Origin of the sequence: Burkholderia aenigmatica (genome assembly GCF_902499175.1) — a bacterium.
Lineage (GTDB): Bacteria > Pseudomonadota > Gammaproteobacteria > Burkholderiales > Burkholderiaceae > Burkholderia > Burkholderia aenigmatica.
In genome coordinates, this window is record NZ_CABVQC010000013.1 from 68,972 (window position 1) to 87,724 (window position 18,753).

Here is an 18,753-nt window from a genome sequence, read left to right on the forward strand (position 1 = left end):
ATTGATGAATTCCCAGACTCAGAAGCTTTTCGTCGACGATCTGCACAAGCGGTACGGCGACAACGAGGTGCTCAAGGGCGTGTCGCTGAAGGCGAACTCGGGCGACGTGATCAGCGTGATCGGCTCGTCGGGTTCCGGCAAGAGCACGATGCTCCGCTGCATCAACTTCCTCGAGCAGCCGAATGCGGGCCGCATCGTCGTCGACGGCGAGGAAGTGCGCACCACGAAGGACAAGACCGGCGCGCTGCGCGCGGCCGATCCGAAGCAGCTGCAGCGCGTGCGCACCAAGCTGTCGATGGTGTTCCAGCACTTCAATCTCTGGTCGCACATGAACGTGATCGAGAACGTGATGGAAGCGCCCGTGAACGTGCTCGGCATCCCGAAGAAGGAAGCCGAGGAACGTGCGCGCACGTATCTCGAGAAAGTCGGCCTCGCGCCGCGCGTCGAGAAGCAGTATCCGTCGCACCTGTCGGGCGGCCAGCAGCAACGCGTGGCCATTGCACGCGCGCTGGCGATGCATCCGGACGTGATGCTGTTCGACGAGCCGACTTCCGCGCTCGACCCGGAGCTGGTGGGCGAAGTGCTGAAGGTGATGCAGAAGCTGGCCGAGGAAGGCCGCACGATGATCGTCGTCACGCACGAGATGGGCTTTGCCCGCAACGTGTCGAACCACGTGATGTTCCTGCACCAGGGCCGCGTCGAGGAAGAAGGCGTGCCGTCCGAGGTGTTCGCGAACCCGAAGAGCGAGCGCCTGCGCGGGTTCCTGTCGGGCAGCCTCAAGTAACATCGCATGCAGCACGCCACGCGTCGCGACGCGTGAACGGGCGCCCCGCGGTTCGCCGCGCGGCGCCCGTTTTGCATTGACGCGGCGTTATGCGGCGTCGACCGGTGCGGCGTCGGCGAACGCGCGCAACTCGTCGCCCGCGAGCCGGTAACGCACCCATTCGCTCTGCGGCGCCGCACCGACGCTCTCGTAGAAGCGGATCGCCGGCTCGTTCCAGTCGAGCACGCTCCACTCGAAACGCCCGCAGCCCGACTCCACCGCGATCCGCGCGAGCGCCTTCAAGAGCCGCAGCCCTGCGCCCGCGCCGCGAAAACGCGGCGATACATACAGATCCTCGAGATACAGCCCCTGCCGGGCGAGCCACGTCGAATACGAGAAGAAGTACACGGCGAAGCCGGCCGGCTCGCCGTCGACCTCGCAGATCAGCGCGCGCGCCGGCGAGCCTTCGCCGAACAGGCTGCGCTCGAGCGACGCGGGCGTCGCGATCACCTCGTGTTCCGCCTTCTCGTAGATGGCCAGCTCGGTAATGAAACGCAGGATCTGCGGCACGTCGGCGACGGTGGCGGAACGGATGTCGATTTGCACGATTTGAGCCCTCCTACGGCCCGGACTTGAAACGGAAAGCGGCGCCGCGCACCCGCGCTGGCGCCAATCAGATCGTCATGCTACGTTCATGCTGCTCCTGCAGGAAGTGCAGTTTCTTCATCCAGACCTGAACATGATGCATCCCGATCTGCGCCGCCTCGACCTGAACCTGCTGCTCGTGTTCGACGCGCTGTACCGCCACCGGTCCGTCGCCGCGGCCGCGCACGAGCTCGCGTTGAGCCCGTCCGCCCTGAGTCACGCGCTCGCGCGGCTGCGCGACGCGATCGGCGATGCGCTGTTCGTGCGCCTCGGCAACGAGATGCAGCCGACCGTGCGCGCCGACGACATCGCCACCTGGGCCGGCGACGCGCTCGACGCGATGTCGAAGGGGCTCGCCCGCGCGCGCCGCTTCGATCCCGCGCAAAGCGACCGCACGTTCGTGTTCGCAGCGACCGACTACACGGCGTTCGCGGTGCTGCCGGCATTTCTCGCGCGTATCCAGCATGTCGCGCCACAGTTGCGGATCCGCGTCGTGCATTCCGACCGGAAGATCTCGGTCGACGAACTCGCGGCCGGCCGCATCGATTTCGCGCTCGGCTATCACGAGGAATCGGCGGCCGACGCGCCGGGCATCGAGGACTTCGACTGGTTCTCCGACGACTACGTCGTGATCGCGAGCGCCACGCATCCGGACATCCACCGGCGGCTGACGCTCGACCAGTACCTGGCGGCGCGCCACGTGGTCGTCACGCCGTGGAACGAGTCGCGCGGCGTCGTCGACCACGTGCTCGACCGGCTCGGCCTCGCGCGGCAGGTCGCCGTGCAGCTGCCGAGCGTGCTGGCCGCGCCGTTCGTGATCGCCGAATCTGCACTCCTGATGACCCTGCCGAACCGCGCCGCGCAGGCGCTGCGGCACGCGACGCCGATCCGCATCTTTCCCGCGCCGTTCGAGATCCCCCGCTACACCGTGAAGGTCTACTCGCACGCGAAGCATGCGCGCACCGATGCGCATCGCTGGATTCGCGCGCAGTTGCTCGACGCGAAGCCGGCCACCGCCTGACCGGCACACGTTGGCACACCGCGCTGCGCGTTGCCGGGCAAGCGCTACAGGCAGCGGCCGGCGACGTCCGGCAGCCGCCCCGACATTACGAAATACCTACCAATTTCTCGCATTTGGCGCTTACGCCCGCGCGCCCCGCAACGTCAATAGTGGCAATCCTTGACCCCTGTTTGTGAAATTCGTGTCTCCCTTGCGGGACAAGGGTTTTCCGTTAATTGCAAACCCTTGCCCCACCTGTTGCGCACCGTGTTGCATGGCAATTTGACGACAGGTGTTAGTCAAACAACGATTTCCATCGCCACAAAATTGTATTTTTGCTAAATTAGTAACCAAAGTAGCAAAACGAAGTTCGTGAAATGTAGTTTAGCTTCACGACACTACAAGGAGACCCCGCAGGCCGACCCGGCTGCGCGGGACCGCTCAACGGTCTTCCGTCCGCTTGCCCGCGTGCTGCGCTTACCGGCCCTGCACGAGGTCTCCCTGGTTATCCCGCTTTTGCCCGGCGCTCGCGCTCCGGGCATCTCGTGCAGTCTGGGTTGACTTTTTGACAGGGTATGGAGGAGATGATGAAGAAAGCTTTGGTCGCGGCCGCGCTGATGGCTGCTGGGGTGGTGACGGCGCACGCGCAGAGCAGCGTCACGCTGTATGGCCGCCTGGATGCCGGCATCGAGTACATGAACGGCCTGCAAAACGGCCACCAAGTGCGCGCGGAAAGCGGCGACTGGGGCACGAGCCTCTGGGGCTTGAAGGGCACCGAGGACATCGGCGGCGGCAACAAGGTCCTGTTCCACCTCGAAGGCGCGTTCAACACGATGACGGGCGGCTTCAGCGGCTCGATCTGGGATCGTTATGCGACGGTCGGCATCTCCAACGACCGCTACGGTACGCTGCTGTTGGGTCGCGAGCTCGCGATCGCCAACGGCGTGTGGGACTTCGACCCGTTCGGCCAGTCGGCCTGGTCGACGGCATCGCTGGTTCGCGGCCGCAACTGGAACAAGACCAGCAACAACGTGTCGTACCAGTCGCCGCAGTTCTACGGCCTCGACTTCTACGGCCAGTTCTCGTTCTCGAACTCGACCAGCTTCAACGGCAACACGACGGCCGGCCAACCGGGCCGTGCAGCCGGCGCACAGGTCACCTATACGAATTCGCTGTTCCAGTTGCGCGGCATCTACGACGAAACGCGCGACAGCAACGGCCGCTTCTCGGACGTGTTCAACTACTCGCGTGAATACTTCGCGGGCGTGAACGTGTTCCTCGGCCAGTTCAAGGTGCAAGCGGCCTACCAGGCATCGCGCGCGGACGGCAGCGGCGGCCCGGCAGTGAACGCCGGCGTGACGGGCACCCAGCAGGTCTGGGGCGGCGTGACGTGGCAGGCAACGCCGGCAGCGGCGCTGATCGCGGCCGTGTATCACGTGAACGCGAACCACGGCGGCGGCAACGCGAACATCTACACGGTCGGCGGCTCGTACAACATCTCGAAGCGCACGCTGTTCGACCTGCAGGTCGCGACGGTGCGCAACAGCAAGAACGCCAACTTCGGCCTGAACGCGAACGGCGCCGGTACGGCCGTGTCGACGGGCAACCCGAATCCGGGCGGCAGCCAGACCGGCGTCTACGCGGGTATCCAGCACCTGTTCTGATCAGGCGCCGTTCTCAAAGAATCGATTCAACGACGTTTTCCACGCTGCTGCGAGAGGCGCGTATCGGTGCGGTACCCAACCGGGTATCGCACCGTTTTTTATTGGTGGGCCTAGGGCCCATCGACGAATACGGTGCTCAGACGGCCGCTTCGTTCTCTTCGCCGGTACGGATGCGGATCACGCGCTCGACATCCGACACGAAGATCTTGCCGTCACCGATCTTGCCGGTGCGCGCCGCGCCGATCACCGCGTCGATCACCTGGTCGACCTGCGCTTCCGCGACGACCACCTCGATCTTCATCTTCGGCAGGAAGTCGACGACGTATTCGGCGCCACGATACAGCTCGGTATGGCCCTTCTGGCGGCCGAAGCCCTTCACTTCCGTCACGGTCAGGCCCGTGAGACCCACTTCGGCGAGCGCTTCGCGGACTTCGTCCAGCTTGAACGGCTTGATGATGGCAGTGATGCGTTTCATGGTGGTTGTCCCCCAATGCTCGTTTGGATGAAAAATCGCGACCCCGATTGTAAGCCTGCGAGCCGCATGCGGCCCAGCACGGCTCAATCGAGACGTTCGGTAAAACGTGACGTGATCGGGTAGCGCCAGTCGCGCCCGAAGGCGCGATGCGTGACGCGAATGCCGATCGGCGCCTGGCGGCGCTTGTATTCGTTGATCTTGATGAGCCGCGTCACGCGTTCGACGTCGGCCTGCGCATAACCGGCCGCGACGATCTCGGCGAGCGGCCGGTCCTCTTCCATGTACATCCGCATGATCGCGTCGAGCACGTCGTACGGCGGCAGGCTGTCCTGGTCGGTCTGGTTCTCGCGCAGCTCGGCCGACGGCGCGCGGGTGAGGATCCGCTCGGGAATCACGTCGCACAGCGGGTAGTCGGCCGTTTCGTTGCGATAGCGGCAAAGCCGGTACACGAGCGTCTTCGCGAGATCCTTGATCACCGCGAACCCGCCGGCCATGTCGCCGTACAGTGTGCAGTAGCCGACCGCCATCTCGCTCTTGTTGCCGGTCGTCAGCACGATCGAGCCGAACTTGTTCGACAGCGCCATCAGCAGCGTGCCGCGGATGCGCGCCTGGATGTTCTCCTCGGTCGCGTCTTCCGCGCGGCCCGCGAACTCGCCCGCGAGCGATACGCGGAAGGCATCGAACATCGGTGCGATCGCGATCTCGTCGTAGCGCACGCCGACGCGCCGCGCCATTTCCGCCGCGTCGGTGGTCGAGATGTCGGCCGTGAAGCGCGACGGCATCATCACCGCGCGCACGCGCTCGGGCCCGAGCGCATCGCATGCGACGGCCAGCACCAGCGCCGAATCGACGCCGCCCGACAGCCCGATCAGCACGCCCGGAAAGCCGTTCTTGCCGATGTAGTCGCGCACGCCCGTCACGAGCGCGCGGTACACCTGCGCGTCCGTCGACAGCTCGGGCGCGATCGCACCCGGCAGCGGCCGCGCGCCGTCGAATTCGACGATCGCGTGCCCTTCGTCGAACTGCGGCATCTTTGCGACGAGCGCGCCCTGCGCGTCGAGCACGAACGAGCCGCCGTCGAATACGAGCTCGTCCTGGCCGCCGACGAGGTTCACGTACACCATCGGCAGCGCGGTTTCGCGAATCCGCGCGCGCAGGATGTCGATGCGCACCGCGTCCTTGTTCATGTGGTACGGCGAGCCGTTCGGAATCAGCAGCACCTGCGCGCCGGCCGCCTTCGCGATCTGCGCGGCCGATGCGTGCCACGCGTCCTCGCAGATGATCACGCCGTATTTCACGCCGTTCAGCTCGAACACGAGCGGCTCGGCGTCCGTCGCAAAATAGCGCTTCTCGTCGAAGACCTCGGCGTTGGGGAGATCCTGCTTGCGGTAGGTGCCGACGATCTTGCCGCCGACGATCAGCGATACCGCGTTGTAGGTATCGACGGGCGGCACGCCGCGCTCGATCGGGCGGTTTGCATTACCATCGACGGCTGACGCGTGCGCGCCGTCGCCCGCGCCGCGCAGCGGATGGCCGACCAGCACCGCGAGCCCGTCGAACGCCTTCAGCGCATCGGCGAGCGCGTCGAGTGCCGAGGCCGCCGCCGCATAGAACGCGGGCCGCAGCAGCAGGTCTTCCGGCGGATAGCCGGACAGCGCGAGTTCGGGTGCGACCATCAGCTGCGCACCATCGTTGTGCGCGGCGCGCGCGGCCGCGACGATCCGCGCGATGTTGCCGGCGAAATCGCCGACGGTGACGTTGATCTGGGCGAGAGCGAGTCGGGTCTTCATGGCGGGATCGGCGCAGCCTGGCGGCGCGCCCTGAACGGCTGACGAAATCGTCCCGGTGCGGGCCGCGCAGGCCGTCGCATCCGGTGACACAGAACAGTACGGATTCACGCTTGAAACACGAACGCATCGATTATCGCACGGGCATCCTGTCGTCCCCCGCGGAGGTGCCGGCCGACGAATGGAACGCGCTGCTCGCCCGCGACGCGCAGCCGACGCCCTTCCTGCGCCACGAATTCCTCGACGCGCTGCACATCGCGCGCTGCGCGGTCGACGATACCGGCTGGTCGCCGCACTTCGTCACGCTGACCGACGAGCGCACCGGCCGCCTCGCGGCTGCCGCACCCGTCTACGCGAAGCAGCATTCGTACGGCGAATACGTGTTCGACTGGGCCTGGGCCGACGCGTACCAGCGCAACGACCTGCCCTACTACCCGAAGCTGCTGTGCGCGGTGCCGTTCACGCCGGTGCAGGGCACGCGCCTGCTCGCGGCCGACGACGACGCGCGCCGCCGGCTCGCGGCCACGCTGCTCGCGTTCGCCGAGCAGAGCGACGTGTCGTCGCTGCACGTGCTGTTCCCGACCGGCGACGAAGCGGCGCTGCTCGAATCGATGGGGATGATGCTGCGTGAAGGTGTGCAGTTCCACTGGATCAACGACGGCTACCGTCACTTCGACGATTTCCTCGGCACGCTCGAGCAGAAGAAGCGCAAGAACATCCGCGCGGAGCGGCGCAAGGTGCACGACGCGGGCGTGACGTTCCGCCGGCTGACCGGCGACCAGATCACCGACGCCGACTGGCGCTTCTTCTCGCGCTGCTACCGGCAGACCTATCGCGAACACTATTCGAGCCCGTACCTGAACCTCGATTTCTTCCGCACGATCGGCGCGACGATGCCCGAGAACCTGCTGCTCGTGATCGCGGAAGCCGGCGGCCAGCCGATCGCGAGTGCGCTCGCCGTCTACCGGCGCGGCGAACGCGGCGGCGGCACGCTGTACGGCCGCTACTGGGGTGCGGTCGAACAGGTGCCGTGCCTGCATTTCGAAACGGCCTATTACCAGTTGCTCGAATTCTGCATCGAGGCCGGGCTCGACACGTTCGAAGGCGGCGCGCAGGGCGAACACAAGCTCGCGCGCGGCTTCCTGCCGACCGTCACGCACTCCGCGCACTGGCTCGCGCACCCGGCGTTCTCGGACGCCGTCGCGCGCTTTCTCGAACGCGAGACCGACCATATCCACGCGTACGTCGACGAATTGCGCGAACACGATCCGTTTCGGCGCGGCACCGCGTAGCGTCATCACGCCCACCGGCTTGCGGCGAGACCACGATCGGCCTCGCCGCAAGCCATACGGCCGCGTCAGGGTCAGTGCGCAGCGAGCGTCACCGTCTGCGACAACGCCTGCGGATCGCGCGACGAAGCGGCCACCGACAGCCCGTAGCTGCCCGCCGCGATCCGCCACGCATGCGCATTCGCATCCCAGACCGCAAAGCGCTGCGCCGGCACCGCGACGCTGACGGTACGCGCCTCGCCCGGCTGCAGCGCAACCTTGGTCCAGCCGACGAGCCGCTTCGGCGGCTCGCCGAGCGACGCAGGCAGCGCCGCGTAGATCTGCACCGTCTGCGCCCCGGCCCGCGCGCCCGTATTCTTCACCGTCACGCCGACCGTCACGTTGCCCGCTGCATCGGCCTGCGCGGACATCGCCGACAAACCATACGTCGTGTACGACAGCCCGTAGCCGAACGGGAACAACGGCTCGATCGCCTTCGCGTCGAACCAGCGATAGCCGTACGCGAGCCCTTCCGCATAGACGGTCTGCGTGCGCGCCGGATCGATCGTCGCCTGCGGCAGGTCGGCCTCCTGCTTCGGGAACGTCAGCGGCAGCCGGCCCGACGGGTTTGCATCGCCGAACAACAGGTCGGCGATCGCCTGACCGCCCTGCGCGCCCGGATACCACGCTTCGAGCACACCATGCACGTTCGCGAGCCACGGCATCAGCACGGGGCTGCCGTTCTCGAGCACGACGATCACGCGCTTCGCCTTCGCCGCGACGGCCGCGATGAGCGCGTTCTGGTCGTACCGCTGGTTGTACGGATCGGCCTTCGCATCAGGCAGCGACAGGCTCGCGAGGTCGAGCCCTTCCGTCTGCCACTGCGTCGCGAACACGATCGCGACATCGGCCTGCGCGGCCGCGCTCGCCGCGGCATTCGCGTCGGTCCCGTCGAGATAGCTGACCGACGCGTTCGGCGCCTTCGCGCGAATCGCCGCAAGCGGCGCGGACTTGTACCAGGTCGCACAGCCGCCGAACAGCATGTCGGCCGGTTGCTGGCAGGTCGTCACCGCATTGCCGTCGATCGCCGGCACCGCGCCCGAGCCGCCGCCCGACAGCACGCCCGCGTCCGCATGCCCGCCGATCACGACGACCGACTTCAGCGCGCCGGCCACCAGCGGCAGCACCGGCTGCGCATCGCCCGGCACGGCCGCGTTCTTCAGCAGTACCGCGGATTGCCGCGCGATCGCGAGCGCATCGGCGTTGCCGGCCGCTTCGTCGATCGCGCCGCCCGGCTTCGGCGGCGCGTCCATCACGCCGATGCGGATCAGCGTGCGCAGCTTGCGCTGCACCATGTCGTTCAGCCGCGCGGCCGACACGCTGCCCGCCTGCAGCGCGGCACGCAGCTTCGTGTTGAAGAACGAGCCGAGCGGCGCGTTGTTGTCGTCCGCCGCGCCCGGCTCTTCCTCGTCGAGCCCCGCCTGCACGGCCGCGACCGTCGAATGCGTCGCACCCCAGTCCGACTGCACGACGCCCTTGAAGCCCCATTCGTTCTTCAGCACCGTGGTCAGCAGATACGGGTTCTCGCACGCATACACACCGTTCAGCTTGTTGTACGAGCACATCACGTTGCCCGGCTGGCCGTCCTTCACGCCGATCTCGAACGCGAGCAGTTCGGCCTCGCGCATGGTTCGCTCGTCGACGACCGAATCGATCGTCATCCGGTTGGTTTCCTGGTCGTTGAACGCGAAATGCTTGATCGTCGCGATCACCTTCTGCGCCTGCGTCGCCTGCGTGCGCGCGGCGCTCAGCGTGCCTGCCAGCACCGGATCCTCGCCCATGTATTCGAACGTGCGGCCGTTGCGCGGCTCGCGCGCGAGATTCACGCCGCCGCCGAGCCCTTCCGCGAAGCCGAGCGCGCGCAACTCGAGCGCGATGCGCGTGCCGTAGGTGCCGGCCAGCGCCGGGTCCCACGTCGCCGCGAGCGCGACCGGCGCGGGCAGCGCGGTCACGCGCGCGTTCTTCACGTTCACGCCGCCTGCCGAATCGGCACTGCTGACGGCCGGAATGCCGAGCCGCGGCACGCCCGGGATGTAGCTCGCGCCGTTCAGCGCGTCGGCCGGAAACGGGCCGCCCATGTCGAGCGCGGGCATGCCCGTGCCGTGTACGAGCTGCAGCTTCTCGTCGGTCGTCAGTTGCGCGACGAGCGCGGCTGCGCGCTGGTCGGCCGCGGCATCGGGGTCGGCCGGGCCTGCGTGAATGTCGTCGCCGCCGCACGACGCGAGCAGCACCGTGAGCGTGCACGCGGACGCAATCGTCGAACACCGGAACAGCGAAGTTTTCATTGATCCTCCTGAATCGATCTGTTGTACTTGTCGCCACACTCCAGCGTCCGAGTCTAAAAATCGACCGGTCACCATGCTTGGCCGGCAGGAGCATGCGTTGACCTCTCGCAGCGGGGACAAACCCGAACGGCATGACGACAGGGAGACAGACATGGAGTTGCGACAGAAATCGGTATCCGTCCGGATCTACCGCTGGCTGTGCGAAGACGCGCGCGCGAACGGCATCGATCTCGCGCCGCTTTATGAGACGCTCGGCATCGGCCCGGCCGAGCTGGCGGACGACACGCGACGCGTCGCGGGCGACCGGCACGTTGCCGCGATGCAGTTGACGAGCGAATGGCCGCTGTCGTGGCATCGCCCGCCGCCGCAGGCCGTGCCGTGGCTCGTGCCGTTCCCGGAACTCGCGGGCGTCACGTGCAACGCGGCGACGCTGCGCGACGCGTTGTACGGCTACCTGCACTATCGCGAACTGATCGGCAACGTCGACTGGGTCTTCGCGCACGACAACGGCGACGCGATCGCACTCGAATACGTGAACGAAGGAGACGGCCGGCACGACGGCAGCGCATTCGCCAACCTCGCGATCCTTGCGGCGCTCGCGCGCCTATACGATCCGCACGTGCGCATCGACGACGCCGCATTCGCCGGCCGCGCGTTCGCGCCCGCCGCCGTGTTGCGCGACATGCTCGGTGCGCCGGTGTCGTTCGACGCCGCGCACAACCGCCTCGTGCTGCGCTCCACGCGCTTCGACACGCCGTTCGAGCGCTACAACGCGCCGCTCGCCGGCATCCAGCGTCACGCGGCCGACACCGCACGCGAGCGCGTGCGCGCCCGCTCGACATTCGGCTCGTCGGTCGAGCAATGTGTGCGCGACTGGCTGCGCACGTCCGACGAAGTCGACGTGCCGGCCGACACGCTGATGGAGCACGTCTGCACGCGCTTCGCGATGTCGCGCTGGACGCTGCGCCGGCGGCTGCATCGCGAAGCGGTCGGATTTCATGCGCTCGTCGCACAGGCACGGCTCGGTGAAGCGCGCGACCTGCTGCTGAACACGCAACTGCCGATCGGCGAGATCGGCGTGCGGGTCGGCTTCCGCTCGACGAGCGCGTTCACGCGCTTCTTCACGCGTGAACTCGGTGCGGCGCCGAGCCGCTTCCGTGACGGACACGGCGATCGGTGGCGTTGACGGGCGCTTTTTCTGAGACACTGGCGGCTTCGCATCCCGCCGCCCTGCCATGTCCTGGTTTCTGTATCTGATCGAATGCGCCGACGACAGCGTCTACACGGGCATCACGACCGACGTCGCCGCGCGCTTCGACGAGCACGCATCCGGCAAGGGCGCGCGCTACACGCGCTCGCGCAAGCCGCGTGCGGTGCTCGCGTCGTTTCCGCTGCCCGACCGGTCGAGCGCGTCGCGCGCCGAATACTGGGTGAAGCGGCTCACGGCGGCGCAGAAGCGGGAACTGGCCGCCGGGGTGCGAACGCTGGAGTCGGTGCTGCCTGCCGTGGTGGCCGTCGATACGAGTGGCGATGCGGCCGGGTTGAAGAAGGTCGATGCGCGCGGGCGGAAGAAGGCGAAGGCGGAGAACGTCGAGCGCGCGGCGAAGACGGTTGAGACGGCGAAGACGGACAAAGGCACCAGGAAGGCCGGAAAGGCAGGGAAAGCCGAGAAGGTCGACAAGTCCGGAAAAGCTGCCAAGCCTCCCAAGGCAACAAAAGCCACACCGGTCGCGAAGCGCACGAAGCCGGACAGCGATGCGGTCGCAAGAAAGACTGCATCGCGCGACACCCCGGTAAAAAAGTACAAGCCGGCCGTGCCCGCTTCGTCGAAAGGAAAAACATCGGCAGCCAGCGGCAAACCCGCCACGAACGGACGCGAAGGCGCCTCGCCCGCACCGGCCCGCCGCCGCCCGTCTGCCTCGAAAGCAACCAAAGCCGCCGAGGCCATTGCGGCCTCCGTTGCCCCTCGCCGCGCGAAGCGCACGAAGGACGCGCCGTCCACTGCCACGTCGCCAGCGTCCGTGCCCACCGCCGCGCGCAAACACCCGCCGCGCACAAAACAAAACCGCGCGGCCTCCTGAGGAGACACGCGCGGTTTGCGTTTCGCACGAACCGGCCGTCGGCCGGTACGCCGCTTACTTTTTGTAGTTCGCTGCGCCGTCGGTGATTTCCTTGTGCGCGGCTTCGATGCCGGCCCAGCCTTCGACCTTCACCCACTTGCCCTTCTCGAGCGCCTTGTATTGCTCGAAGAAGTGCTTGATCTGGTCCTTCAGGTATTCAGGCACGTCGTCGATCGACTTCAGGTTTGCCGTCATCGGGCAGACCTTGTCGTGCGGCACCGCGACCAGCTTCGCATCCACGCCCGACTCGTCGGTCATCTGCAGCATGCCGAGCACGCGCGAACGCACGATCGAGCCGGCCAGCAGCGGGAACGGCGTGATCACCAGCACGTCGACCGGATCGCCGTCGCCCGACAGCGTCTGCGGGATGTAGCCGTAGTTCACCGGATAGCGCATGCCCGTACCGATGAAGCGGTCGACGACGAGAAGGCCCAGTTCCTTGTCCGCCTCGTACTTCACCGGATCGCTTTGCGCCGGAATCTCGATGATCACGTTGAAATCTTGCGGCAGGTCCTTGCCGGCCGGAACATGATTGAAGCTCATGAGCACTCTCTGTAGGTCGATGGGAATTCGGGACAGGGCGCCGCGGCCGATGCATCGCCGCAGGCGTCCCGCAAAGGAATGCGCCATTATAGCCAATCGACCGGTGGCGTCCGGATGACGATCGGCCGATAATCGTTCCGGATGCCCGGCCGTCGAACCACTGGCCGCGTTATATGGAATCGGCGTCGGCGCCGATGCGCCGTCGCCGGGCGATCGTGAAGCATGGGGCTTGAGTACGTGCTGAAGCGCTGACTCGGAGCGACCGTGAAGCATGGGGCCCGAGTAAGTGCTGAAGCGCTGACTCGGGGCGACCGCAAAGCATGGGGCCCGCGTAAGTGCTGAAGCGCTAACTCGGGGCGACCGCAAAGCATGGGGCCCGCGTAAGCGCCGAAGCGCCAACTCGGGTCGACCGCAAAGCATGGGACCCGAGTAAGCGCTGAAGCGCTAACTCGGGTCGACAGGAGCTGGCATGGAAGAGGCGAAGCACTTCATCGCGGGCGAATGGACGTTGCCCGCACAACTGGAAACCATCGCGGTCGTCGATCCATCCGACGGCCAGCCATTCGCAGCGATCGCCCGCGGCACCGCGCCCGACATCGAGCGTGCGGTCGCCGCAGCCCGCGACGCATTCGCGGGCCCGTGGGGCGCCGCCAGCGCCGCCGAGCGCGGCCGCGTGCTGATGCGACTGTCGGCGCGCGTGGCTAATTCCCTCGAGGAACTCGCCGCGATCGAGGCGCGCGACACCGGCAAGCCGCTGAAACAGGCACGCGCCGACGCAGCCGCGCTCGCGCGCTACTTCGAGTTCTACGCGGGCGCCGCCGACAAGCTGCACGGCGAAACCCTCCCCTATCAAGCGGGCTATACCGTGCTGACGGTGCGCGAGCCGCACGGCGTCACGGGCCACATCGTGCCGTGGAACTATCCGATGCAGATCTTCGGGCGCAGCGTCGGCGCCGCGCTCGCGGCCGGCAACGCCTGCGTCGTCAAGCCGGCCGAGGATGCGTGCCTGTCGTTGCTGCGCGTCGCCGAGCTGGCCGCCGAGGCCGGGCTGCCGGCCGGCGCGCTCAACATCGTCACCGGCTACGGCCATGAAGCGGGCGCCGCGCTCGCTCGTCATCCCGGCATCGACCACATCTCGTTCACGGGTTCGCCGGCCACCGGCAAGCTGGTCACGCAGATGGCGGCCGAGAACCACGTGCCCGTCACGCTCGAACTCGGCGGCAAGTCGCCGCAGATCGTGTTCGCCGATGCCGATCTCGAAGCGGCGCTGCCCGTGCTCGTGTCGGCGATCGTGCAGAACGGCGGGCAGACCTGCTCGGCCGGCAGCCGCGTGCTGATCGAGCGCGCGGTGTACGAGCCGCTTGTCGAGCGGCTCGCCACCGCGTTCAACGGGCTGCGCGTCGGCCCGAGCCGCGCCGATCTCGACTGCGGCCCACTGATCAATGCGAAGCAGCAGCAGCGCGTGTGGGATTTCCTGTCCGACGCGCAGCACGACGGCATTCCGATGGCCGCGCATGGGCAGGTCGTCGCCGACGCGCCCGAAAGCGGCTTCTACCAGGCGCCCGCGCTGTTGCGCGACGTGCCGCCGTCACACCGGCTCGCGCAGGAGGAAGTGTTCGGCCCCGTGCTCGCCGCGATGCGTTTCGTCGACGAAGACGAAGCCGTCGCGCTCGCGAACGGCACGCCGTACGGCCTCGTCGCGGGCATCTGGACGCGCGACGGCGCGCGCCAGATGCGTCTTGCGCGACGCCTGCGCGCAGGCCAGGTGTTCATCAACAACTATGGCGCGGGCGGCGGCGTCGAGCTGCCGTTCGGCGGCGTGGGCCACTCGGGGCATGGCCGCGAGAAAGGCTTCGAGGCACTGTACGGCTTCACCGCGCTGAAGACGATCGCGATCCGGCACGGCTGAACGCGCGGAAAACGGCAAGCGGCACGCGGCCGGCAGCGCCCGGCCGCATGCCGAAGCACGACGACACTCATATCCAGCAGAGGAGACACATCATGCGGTTGAGCGGCAAGACAGCCATCGTCACGGGCGGCGGCTCGGGGTTCGGCGAAGGCATCGCGAAGACGTATGCGCGCGAAGGCGCGAACGTCGTCGTCAACGACCTGAACGGCGCGGCAGCCGAGCGCGTCGCGAGCGAGATCGCGCTCGCGGGCGGCAAGGCGATCGCGGTGGCCGGCGACGTATCGAAAGAGGACGACTGGCATGCGCTGCTGCAGGCCGCGCTCGACGATTTCCATACGGTGCAGATCGTCGTGAACAACGCGGGCACCACGCACCGCAACAAGCCGGTGCTCGACGTGACGGAAGCCGAATTCGACCGCGTGTACGCGGTCAACATGAAGAGCCTGTTCTGGTGCGTGCAAACCTTCGTGCCGTACTTCCGCGAACAGGGCGGCGGCGTGTTCGTGAACGTCGCATCGACGGCCGGCGTGCGGCCGCGGCCGGGCCTCGTCTGGTACAACAGCACGAAAGGCGCGATGATCACCGCGAGCAAGTCGCTCGCGGCCGAACTCGGCGCCGACCGCATCCGCGTGAACTGCATCAACCCCGTGCTCGGCGAGACGGCGTTGATGACCGAATTCATGGGCTGCGAGGATACCCCCGAGAACCGCAGCCGCTTCCTCGCGACGATCCCGCTCGGCCGCTTCTCGACGCCGCAGGACATCGCGAACGCGGCGCTTTACCTCGCATCCGACGAAGCTGAATTCATCACGGGCGTCTGCCTCGAAGTCGACGGCGGGCGCTGCATCTAGCCGCACCGTGCTGTTCGCGCGCCGTGCCGGGTTTCACCGGCCGGCTCGACATCCACGCATTGCTTCGCACGAAACCGGGCCTGGCGCCGATACGCCTGCCCCGGTCAATTACAAGGACAGGAGACAACATGGCAATATCGACGCAGTCGCTGCCGGGTTCGTCCGGCGCATTCGAGGAAGCAACCTACCGCAAGGTGTCGTGGCGGCTCGTGCCGCTCCTGCTGCTGTGCTACGTGGTCGCGTATCTCGACCGCGTGAACGTCGGCTTCGCGAAGCTGCAGATGGCGAGCGACCTGAACCTGAGCGACACCGTCTACGGGCTCGGCGCCGGGATCTTCTTCTTCGGCTATTTCCTGTTCGAAGTGCCGAGCAACATCATCCTGCACAAGGTCGGCGCGCGCGTGTGGATCGCGCGGATCATGGCGACGTGGGGCGTGATCTCGATCCTGACGATGTTCGTCACGACGCCCACGATGTTCTACGTGATGCGCTTCCTGCTCGGCGTCGCCGAAGCGGGCTTCTTCCCCGGCGTGATCCTCTATCTCACCTACTGGTATCCCGCGCACCGGCGCGGCCGGATGACGACATTCTTCATGACGGCCGTCGCACTGTCCGGCGTGATCGGCGGGCCGCTCTCGGGCTTCATCCTGAAGGCGTTCGACGGCATGAGCGGCTGGCACGGCTGGCAATGGCTGTTCCTGCTCGAAGGTATCCCGTCGGTGCTGGTCGGCGTGATCGTGTTCCTCAAGCTGGACGAGCGGATCGCGAAGGCGAACTGGCTGACCGACGACGAAAAGGCGCTGCTCACGCGCAACGTCGATGCGGAAGAAGCGACCAAGGAAGATCTGCCGCTCGGCGCCGTGATGTCGAGCCCGCGTGTGTGGCTGATGGCGCTGATCTACTTCTCGTTCGTGATGGGGCTCTACGGCGTCGGCTTCTGGCTGCCGACGATCATCAAGGCCACCGGCGTGACCGACACGTTCATGATCGGCCTGCTGTCGGCGATTCCGTATGCGGCGGCGGTGGTCGCGATGATCCTGATCGCACGCAGCGCAGACAAGCACCGCGAACGCCGCTGGCACGTCGCGATTCCGGCCGCGATCGGCGCGCTCGGGCTCGTGCTTTCGGTGATCTGGGCGCACCAGACCGCGCTCGCGATGCTCGGCCTCACGCTCGCGACGATCGGCATCCTGACGACGCTGCCGCTGTTCTGGAGCCTGCCGACCGCGTTCCTCGGCGGCACGGCAGCCGCAGCCGGCATCGCGATGATCAACTCGATCGGCAACCTCGCGGGCTTCCTCAGCCCGTACATGATGGGCTGGCTCAAGCAGGCAACCGGGGCCAACGATTCGGGCATGTACATGCTCGCCGGGTTCCTCGTGCTAGGCGGGCTGCTGGCGCTGTCGGTGCCGAAGCGGCTGGTCGACAAATAACGCAGGGCGCACGGGCGCCCGCCGGTTGATGACCGGCACCTGAAACACCCCGCTGGCCGGAACCGATCCGGTCGGCGGGGCGTTTCTGCTTCCACGCACGCCGCCCGGACGATGCGGTTCGGTGACTCGCCAATGGTGATGCCCTTCTCTTAAAATACTCCCTATTGATCCATTTATCATGGAACAATAAGGAACATTTTGAGCACCACTGGCCGATCATGTTCCATACCGTCGAAGAGTCCGCCGCACACCTGCGCCTCCACCCGAAGACCGTCCTGCGCTTCATCCGCGAGGGCAAGCTGCACGCCACGCGGGTCGGCCGTGCATACCGCATCCTCGACACCGACCTCGCCGCGTTCGCGCAAACGAAGCCGGCCGCGCCCGTGCCGCGTGCGGTGCGCGTCACCAGCATCGTCGACGTTCCAGACGCGTCGCAATCGCTGCACCAGTACCTGTCGCGATCGCTGCAAGCGATGGCGTCCGGCCGCACGTCGTACGTCGACCCGGTGCGAATCGACGTCACGTTCGATCCCGCCGCGAGCCTGGTCAAGATCATCGTCGCCGCGACGCCGGCCGACACGGCCGCGCTGATGTCGTCGGTCGACGCTTTGCTGCAGCAAAGCGGGACATGAGCGCGATCTTCAGGTCGACCCGCCACGCCCGCGCGATTCGCGCGGCTTACGAGGCTGCGCTGTCGCACTGGCCGGCCGGGCATCGGCGCATCACGGTGCAGACCCGCCATGGCGCAACGCACGTGATCGCCTGCGGCCCCGAGCACGCGCCGCCGGTCGTGCTGATCCACGGCGCGCAGACGACAGCGGCAAGCTGGCAGCACTTCGCGGCCGAATGGTCGACGCACTTCCGGCTCTACGCGATCGACGTGATCGGTGAAGCAGGACCCAGCGCCCCGTCGCGACCATCGCTCGCGAGCGACGCGTACGCGCAATGGCTCGACGACGTGCTCGACGGCCTGGGCGTGTCGCGCGCCGCGTTCGTCGGCATCTCGTTGGGTGCGCGAACCGCGCTCGATTTCGCGTTGCGCCGGCCGGCGCGCGTCACGCGGCTTGCGCTGCTCTGCCCATCCGGCATCGGCAGACAGAAGCCGTTTCTGTGGTGGGCGCTGCCGCTGTTGCTGTTCGGCGATGCGGGACGCGCGTGCGTACGACGGCGCGTGCTCGGCCGTCTGCCGCCCGCGTCGACGCCGGCCGAGCGCGACGCATTCTCGCTCATGCGCGCCGTGGATCGCGGCCTTCGGCCGCGCCTCGAAACGATCCCGGTGTTCGGCGACGGCGCGCTGCGCACGCTGTCCCCGCCGATGCTGGCGATCGTCGGCGGTCGCGACGTCATGCTCGATTCGCGCGATACGTGCGATCGCCTGATGCGTCTCGTGCCGCACGCGCAGGTCCGGTTTCTTCCGGATCAATACCACTTCATCCGCGGGCAGCGCGACACCGTGCTCGCATTTCTCATGTCGACGGAGCCAACCTGCATGCACCACCGAATCGTCCAGGCAGCCGGCCATCGCGTGCTGGTCCGAGATCCTGCCGCCAGTCTCGTCCAGCGCGAAAGCGATGCACTCGACCTCGTCGCGCTCGCGCACGAGCATGAAGCCGACTGGATCGCGCTCCCCGCCGACGCGCTGCACGACGATTTCTACCGGCTCGACAGCGGGCTGGCGGGCGCGGTACTGCAGAAACTCGTCAACTACGGCGTCCGGCTCGGTGTGGTCGGTGATATCGACCGCTGGCTTGCACGCAGCGAAGCGCTTCGCGCGCTCGTTCGCGAGTCCAATCGCGGCGCATCGGTGTGGTTCGTCGCGAACGAGGACGACCTGCTGCGCAAGCTCGGTGCATGACGTGTCGTCCAGGTCACCCTGGACGAAAAAAAGCCCCGAATGCCTTCCGGCATTCGGGGCTTTTTTGCGCGAGTGGCGCGAGCCGCCTGCAGCAG

The 18,753-nt window shown here is 67.1% G+C and carries 16 protein-coding genes; 11 read left to right on the forward strand and 5 right to left on the reverse strand.

The window, feature by feature from the left end; translation table 11 throughout:
- The first annotated feature begins 4 nt into the window (after window positions 1-4).
- Window positions 5-784, forward strand: coding sequence for an ABC transporter ATP-binding protein (locus tag BDO18943_RS11980; RefSeq protein ID WP_043189742.1), 780 nt, complete (start codon window positions 5-7; stop codon window positions 782-784).
- Between the two features lie 87 nt (window positions 785-871).
- Here the strand turns inward: BDO18943_RS11980 and BDO18943_RS11985 are convergent, their stop codons facing one another.
- Entirely contained in the window at window positions 872-1,369 is a 498-nt protein-coding gene (locus BDO18943_RS11985) for a GNAT family N-acetyltransferase (protein ID WP_043189745.1), read from the reverse strand.
- Window positions 1,370-1,502: 133 nt separating this feature from the next.
- On the opposite strand from BDO18943_RS11985, the gene BDO18943_RS11990 reads away from it, so the two are divergent.
- On the forward strand, window positions 1,503-2,429 hold the full coding sequence (locus tag BDO18943_RS11990; RefSeq protein WP_175022499.1) for a LysR family transcriptional regulator: 927 nt from the start codon (window positions 1,503-1,505) through the stop codon (window positions 2,427-2,429).
- 563 nt (window positions 2,430-2,992) lie between these two features.
- A complete protein-coding gene (locus tag BDO18943_RS11995) occupies window positions 2,993-4,072 on the forward strand; it encodes a porin (protein ID WP_011352857.1) in 1,080 nt (359 codons plus the stop codon).
- Window positions 4,073-4,208: 136 nt separating this feature from the next.
- Here BDO18943_RS11995 and BDO18943_RS12000 read toward each other — a convergent pair whose 3' ends face one another.
- A complete protein-coding gene (locus BDO18943_RS12000) occupies window positions 4,209-4,547 on the reverse strand; it encodes a P-II family nitrogen regulator (protein ID WP_006398637.1) in 339 nt (112 codons plus the stop codon).
- A gap of 83 nt (window positions 4,548-4,630) precedes the next feature.
- Window positions 4,631-6,337: an NAD+ synthase gene (locus tag BDO18943_RS12005; protein WP_175022456.1), complete on the reverse strand. Its 1,707-nt coding sequence runs from the start codon at window positions 6,335-6,337 to the stop codon at window positions 4,631-4,633.
- A gap of 110 nt (window positions 6,338-6,447) precedes the next feature.
- Here BDO18943_RS12005 and BDO18943_RS12010 point away from each other — a divergent pair, with 110 nt between their 5' ends.
- Window positions 6,448-7,626 (forward strand): GNAT family N-acetyltransferase, encoded by a 1,179-nt coding sequence (locus BDO18943_RS12010; RefSeq protein WP_175022457.1) that lies wholly within the window; start codon window positions 6,448-6,450, stop codon window positions 7,624-7,626.
- 71 nt (window positions 7,627-7,697) lie between these two features.
- Here BDO18943_RS12010 and BDO18943_RS12015 read toward each other — a convergent pair whose 3' ends face one another.
- Window positions 7,698-9,947, reverse strand: a complete 2,250-nt coding sequence (locus BDO18943_RS12015; protein WP_175022458.1) for a glycoside hydrolase family 3 C-terminal domain-containing protein — start codon at window positions 9,945-9,947, stop codon at window positions 7,698-7,700.
- Between the two features lie 151 nt (window positions 9,948-10,098).
- Here BDO18943_RS12015 and BDO18943_RS12020 point away from each other — a divergent pair, with 151 nt between their 5' ends.
- A complete protein-coding gene (locus BDO18943_RS12020; RefSeq protein WP_175022459.1) occupies window positions 10,099-11,133 on the forward strand; it encodes a helix-turn-helix transcriptional regulator in 1,035 nt (344 codons plus the stop codon).
- Between the two features lie 49 nt (window positions 11,134-11,182).
- Complete coding sequence (locus tag BDO18943_RS12025) at window positions 11,183-12,028, forward strand: GIY-YIG nuclease family protein (RefSeq protein ID WP_175022460.1); 846 nt, start codon at window positions 11,183-11,185, stop codon at window positions 12,026-12,028.
- Window positions 12,029-12,082: 54 nt separating this feature from the next.
- Here BDO18943_RS12025 and ppa read toward each other — a convergent pair whose 3' ends face one another.
- On the reverse strand, window positions 12,083-12,610 hold the full coding sequence (gene ppa, locus BDO18943_RS12030) for an inorganic diphosphatase (RefSeq protein ID WP_011352863.1): 528 nt from the start codon (window positions 12,608-12,610) through the stop codon (window positions 12,083-12,085).
- A 469-nt stretch (window positions 12,611-13,079) separates the two neighbouring features.
- Here ppa and BDO18943_RS12035 point away from each other — a divergent pair, with 469 nt between their 5' ends.
- The 5 genes from BDO18943_RS12035 (at window position 13,080) to BDO18943_RS12055 (ending at window position 18,658) form a co-directional block, all read left to right on the forward strand.
- Window positions 13,080-14,519 (forward strand): aldehyde dehydrogenase family protein, encoded by a 1,440-nt coding sequence (locus BDO18943_RS12035; RefSeq protein WP_175022461.1) that lies wholly within the window; start codon window positions 13,080-13,082, stop codon window positions 14,517-14,519.
- 92 nt (window positions 14,520-14,611) lie between these two features.
- Entirely contained in the window at window positions 14,612-15,370 is a 759-nt protein-coding gene (locus tag BDO18943_RS12040) for an SDR family oxidoreductase (RefSeq protein WP_043189764.1), read from the forward strand.
- Window positions 15,371-15,498: 128 nt separating this feature from the next.
- The gene (locus BDO18943_RS12045; RefSeq protein WP_043189766.1) at window positions 15,499-16,803 is read left to right on the forward strand and encodes an MFS transporter; all 1,305 of its coding nucleotides are present in this window, start codon (window positions 15,499-15,501) and stop codon (window positions 16,801-16,803) included.
- A 218-nt stretch (window positions 16,804-17,021) separates the two neighbouring features.
- On the forward strand, window positions 17,022-17,435 hold the full coding sequence (locus tag BDO18943_RS12050; protein WP_175022462.1) for a helix-turn-helix domain-containing protein: 414 nt from the start codon (window positions 17,022-17,024) through the stop codon (window positions 17,433-17,435).
- Window positions 17,432-18,658 (forward strand): alpha/beta fold hydrolase, encoded by a 1,227-nt coding sequence (locus tag BDO18943_RS12055; protein WP_175022463.1) that lies wholly within the window; start codon window positions 17,432-17,434, stop codon window positions 18,656-18,658. The genes BDO18943_RS12050 and BDO18943_RS12055 overlap by 4 nt, the downstream gene beginning before the upstream one ends.
- The last annotated feature ends 95 nt before the right edge of the window (window positions 18,659-18,753 follow it).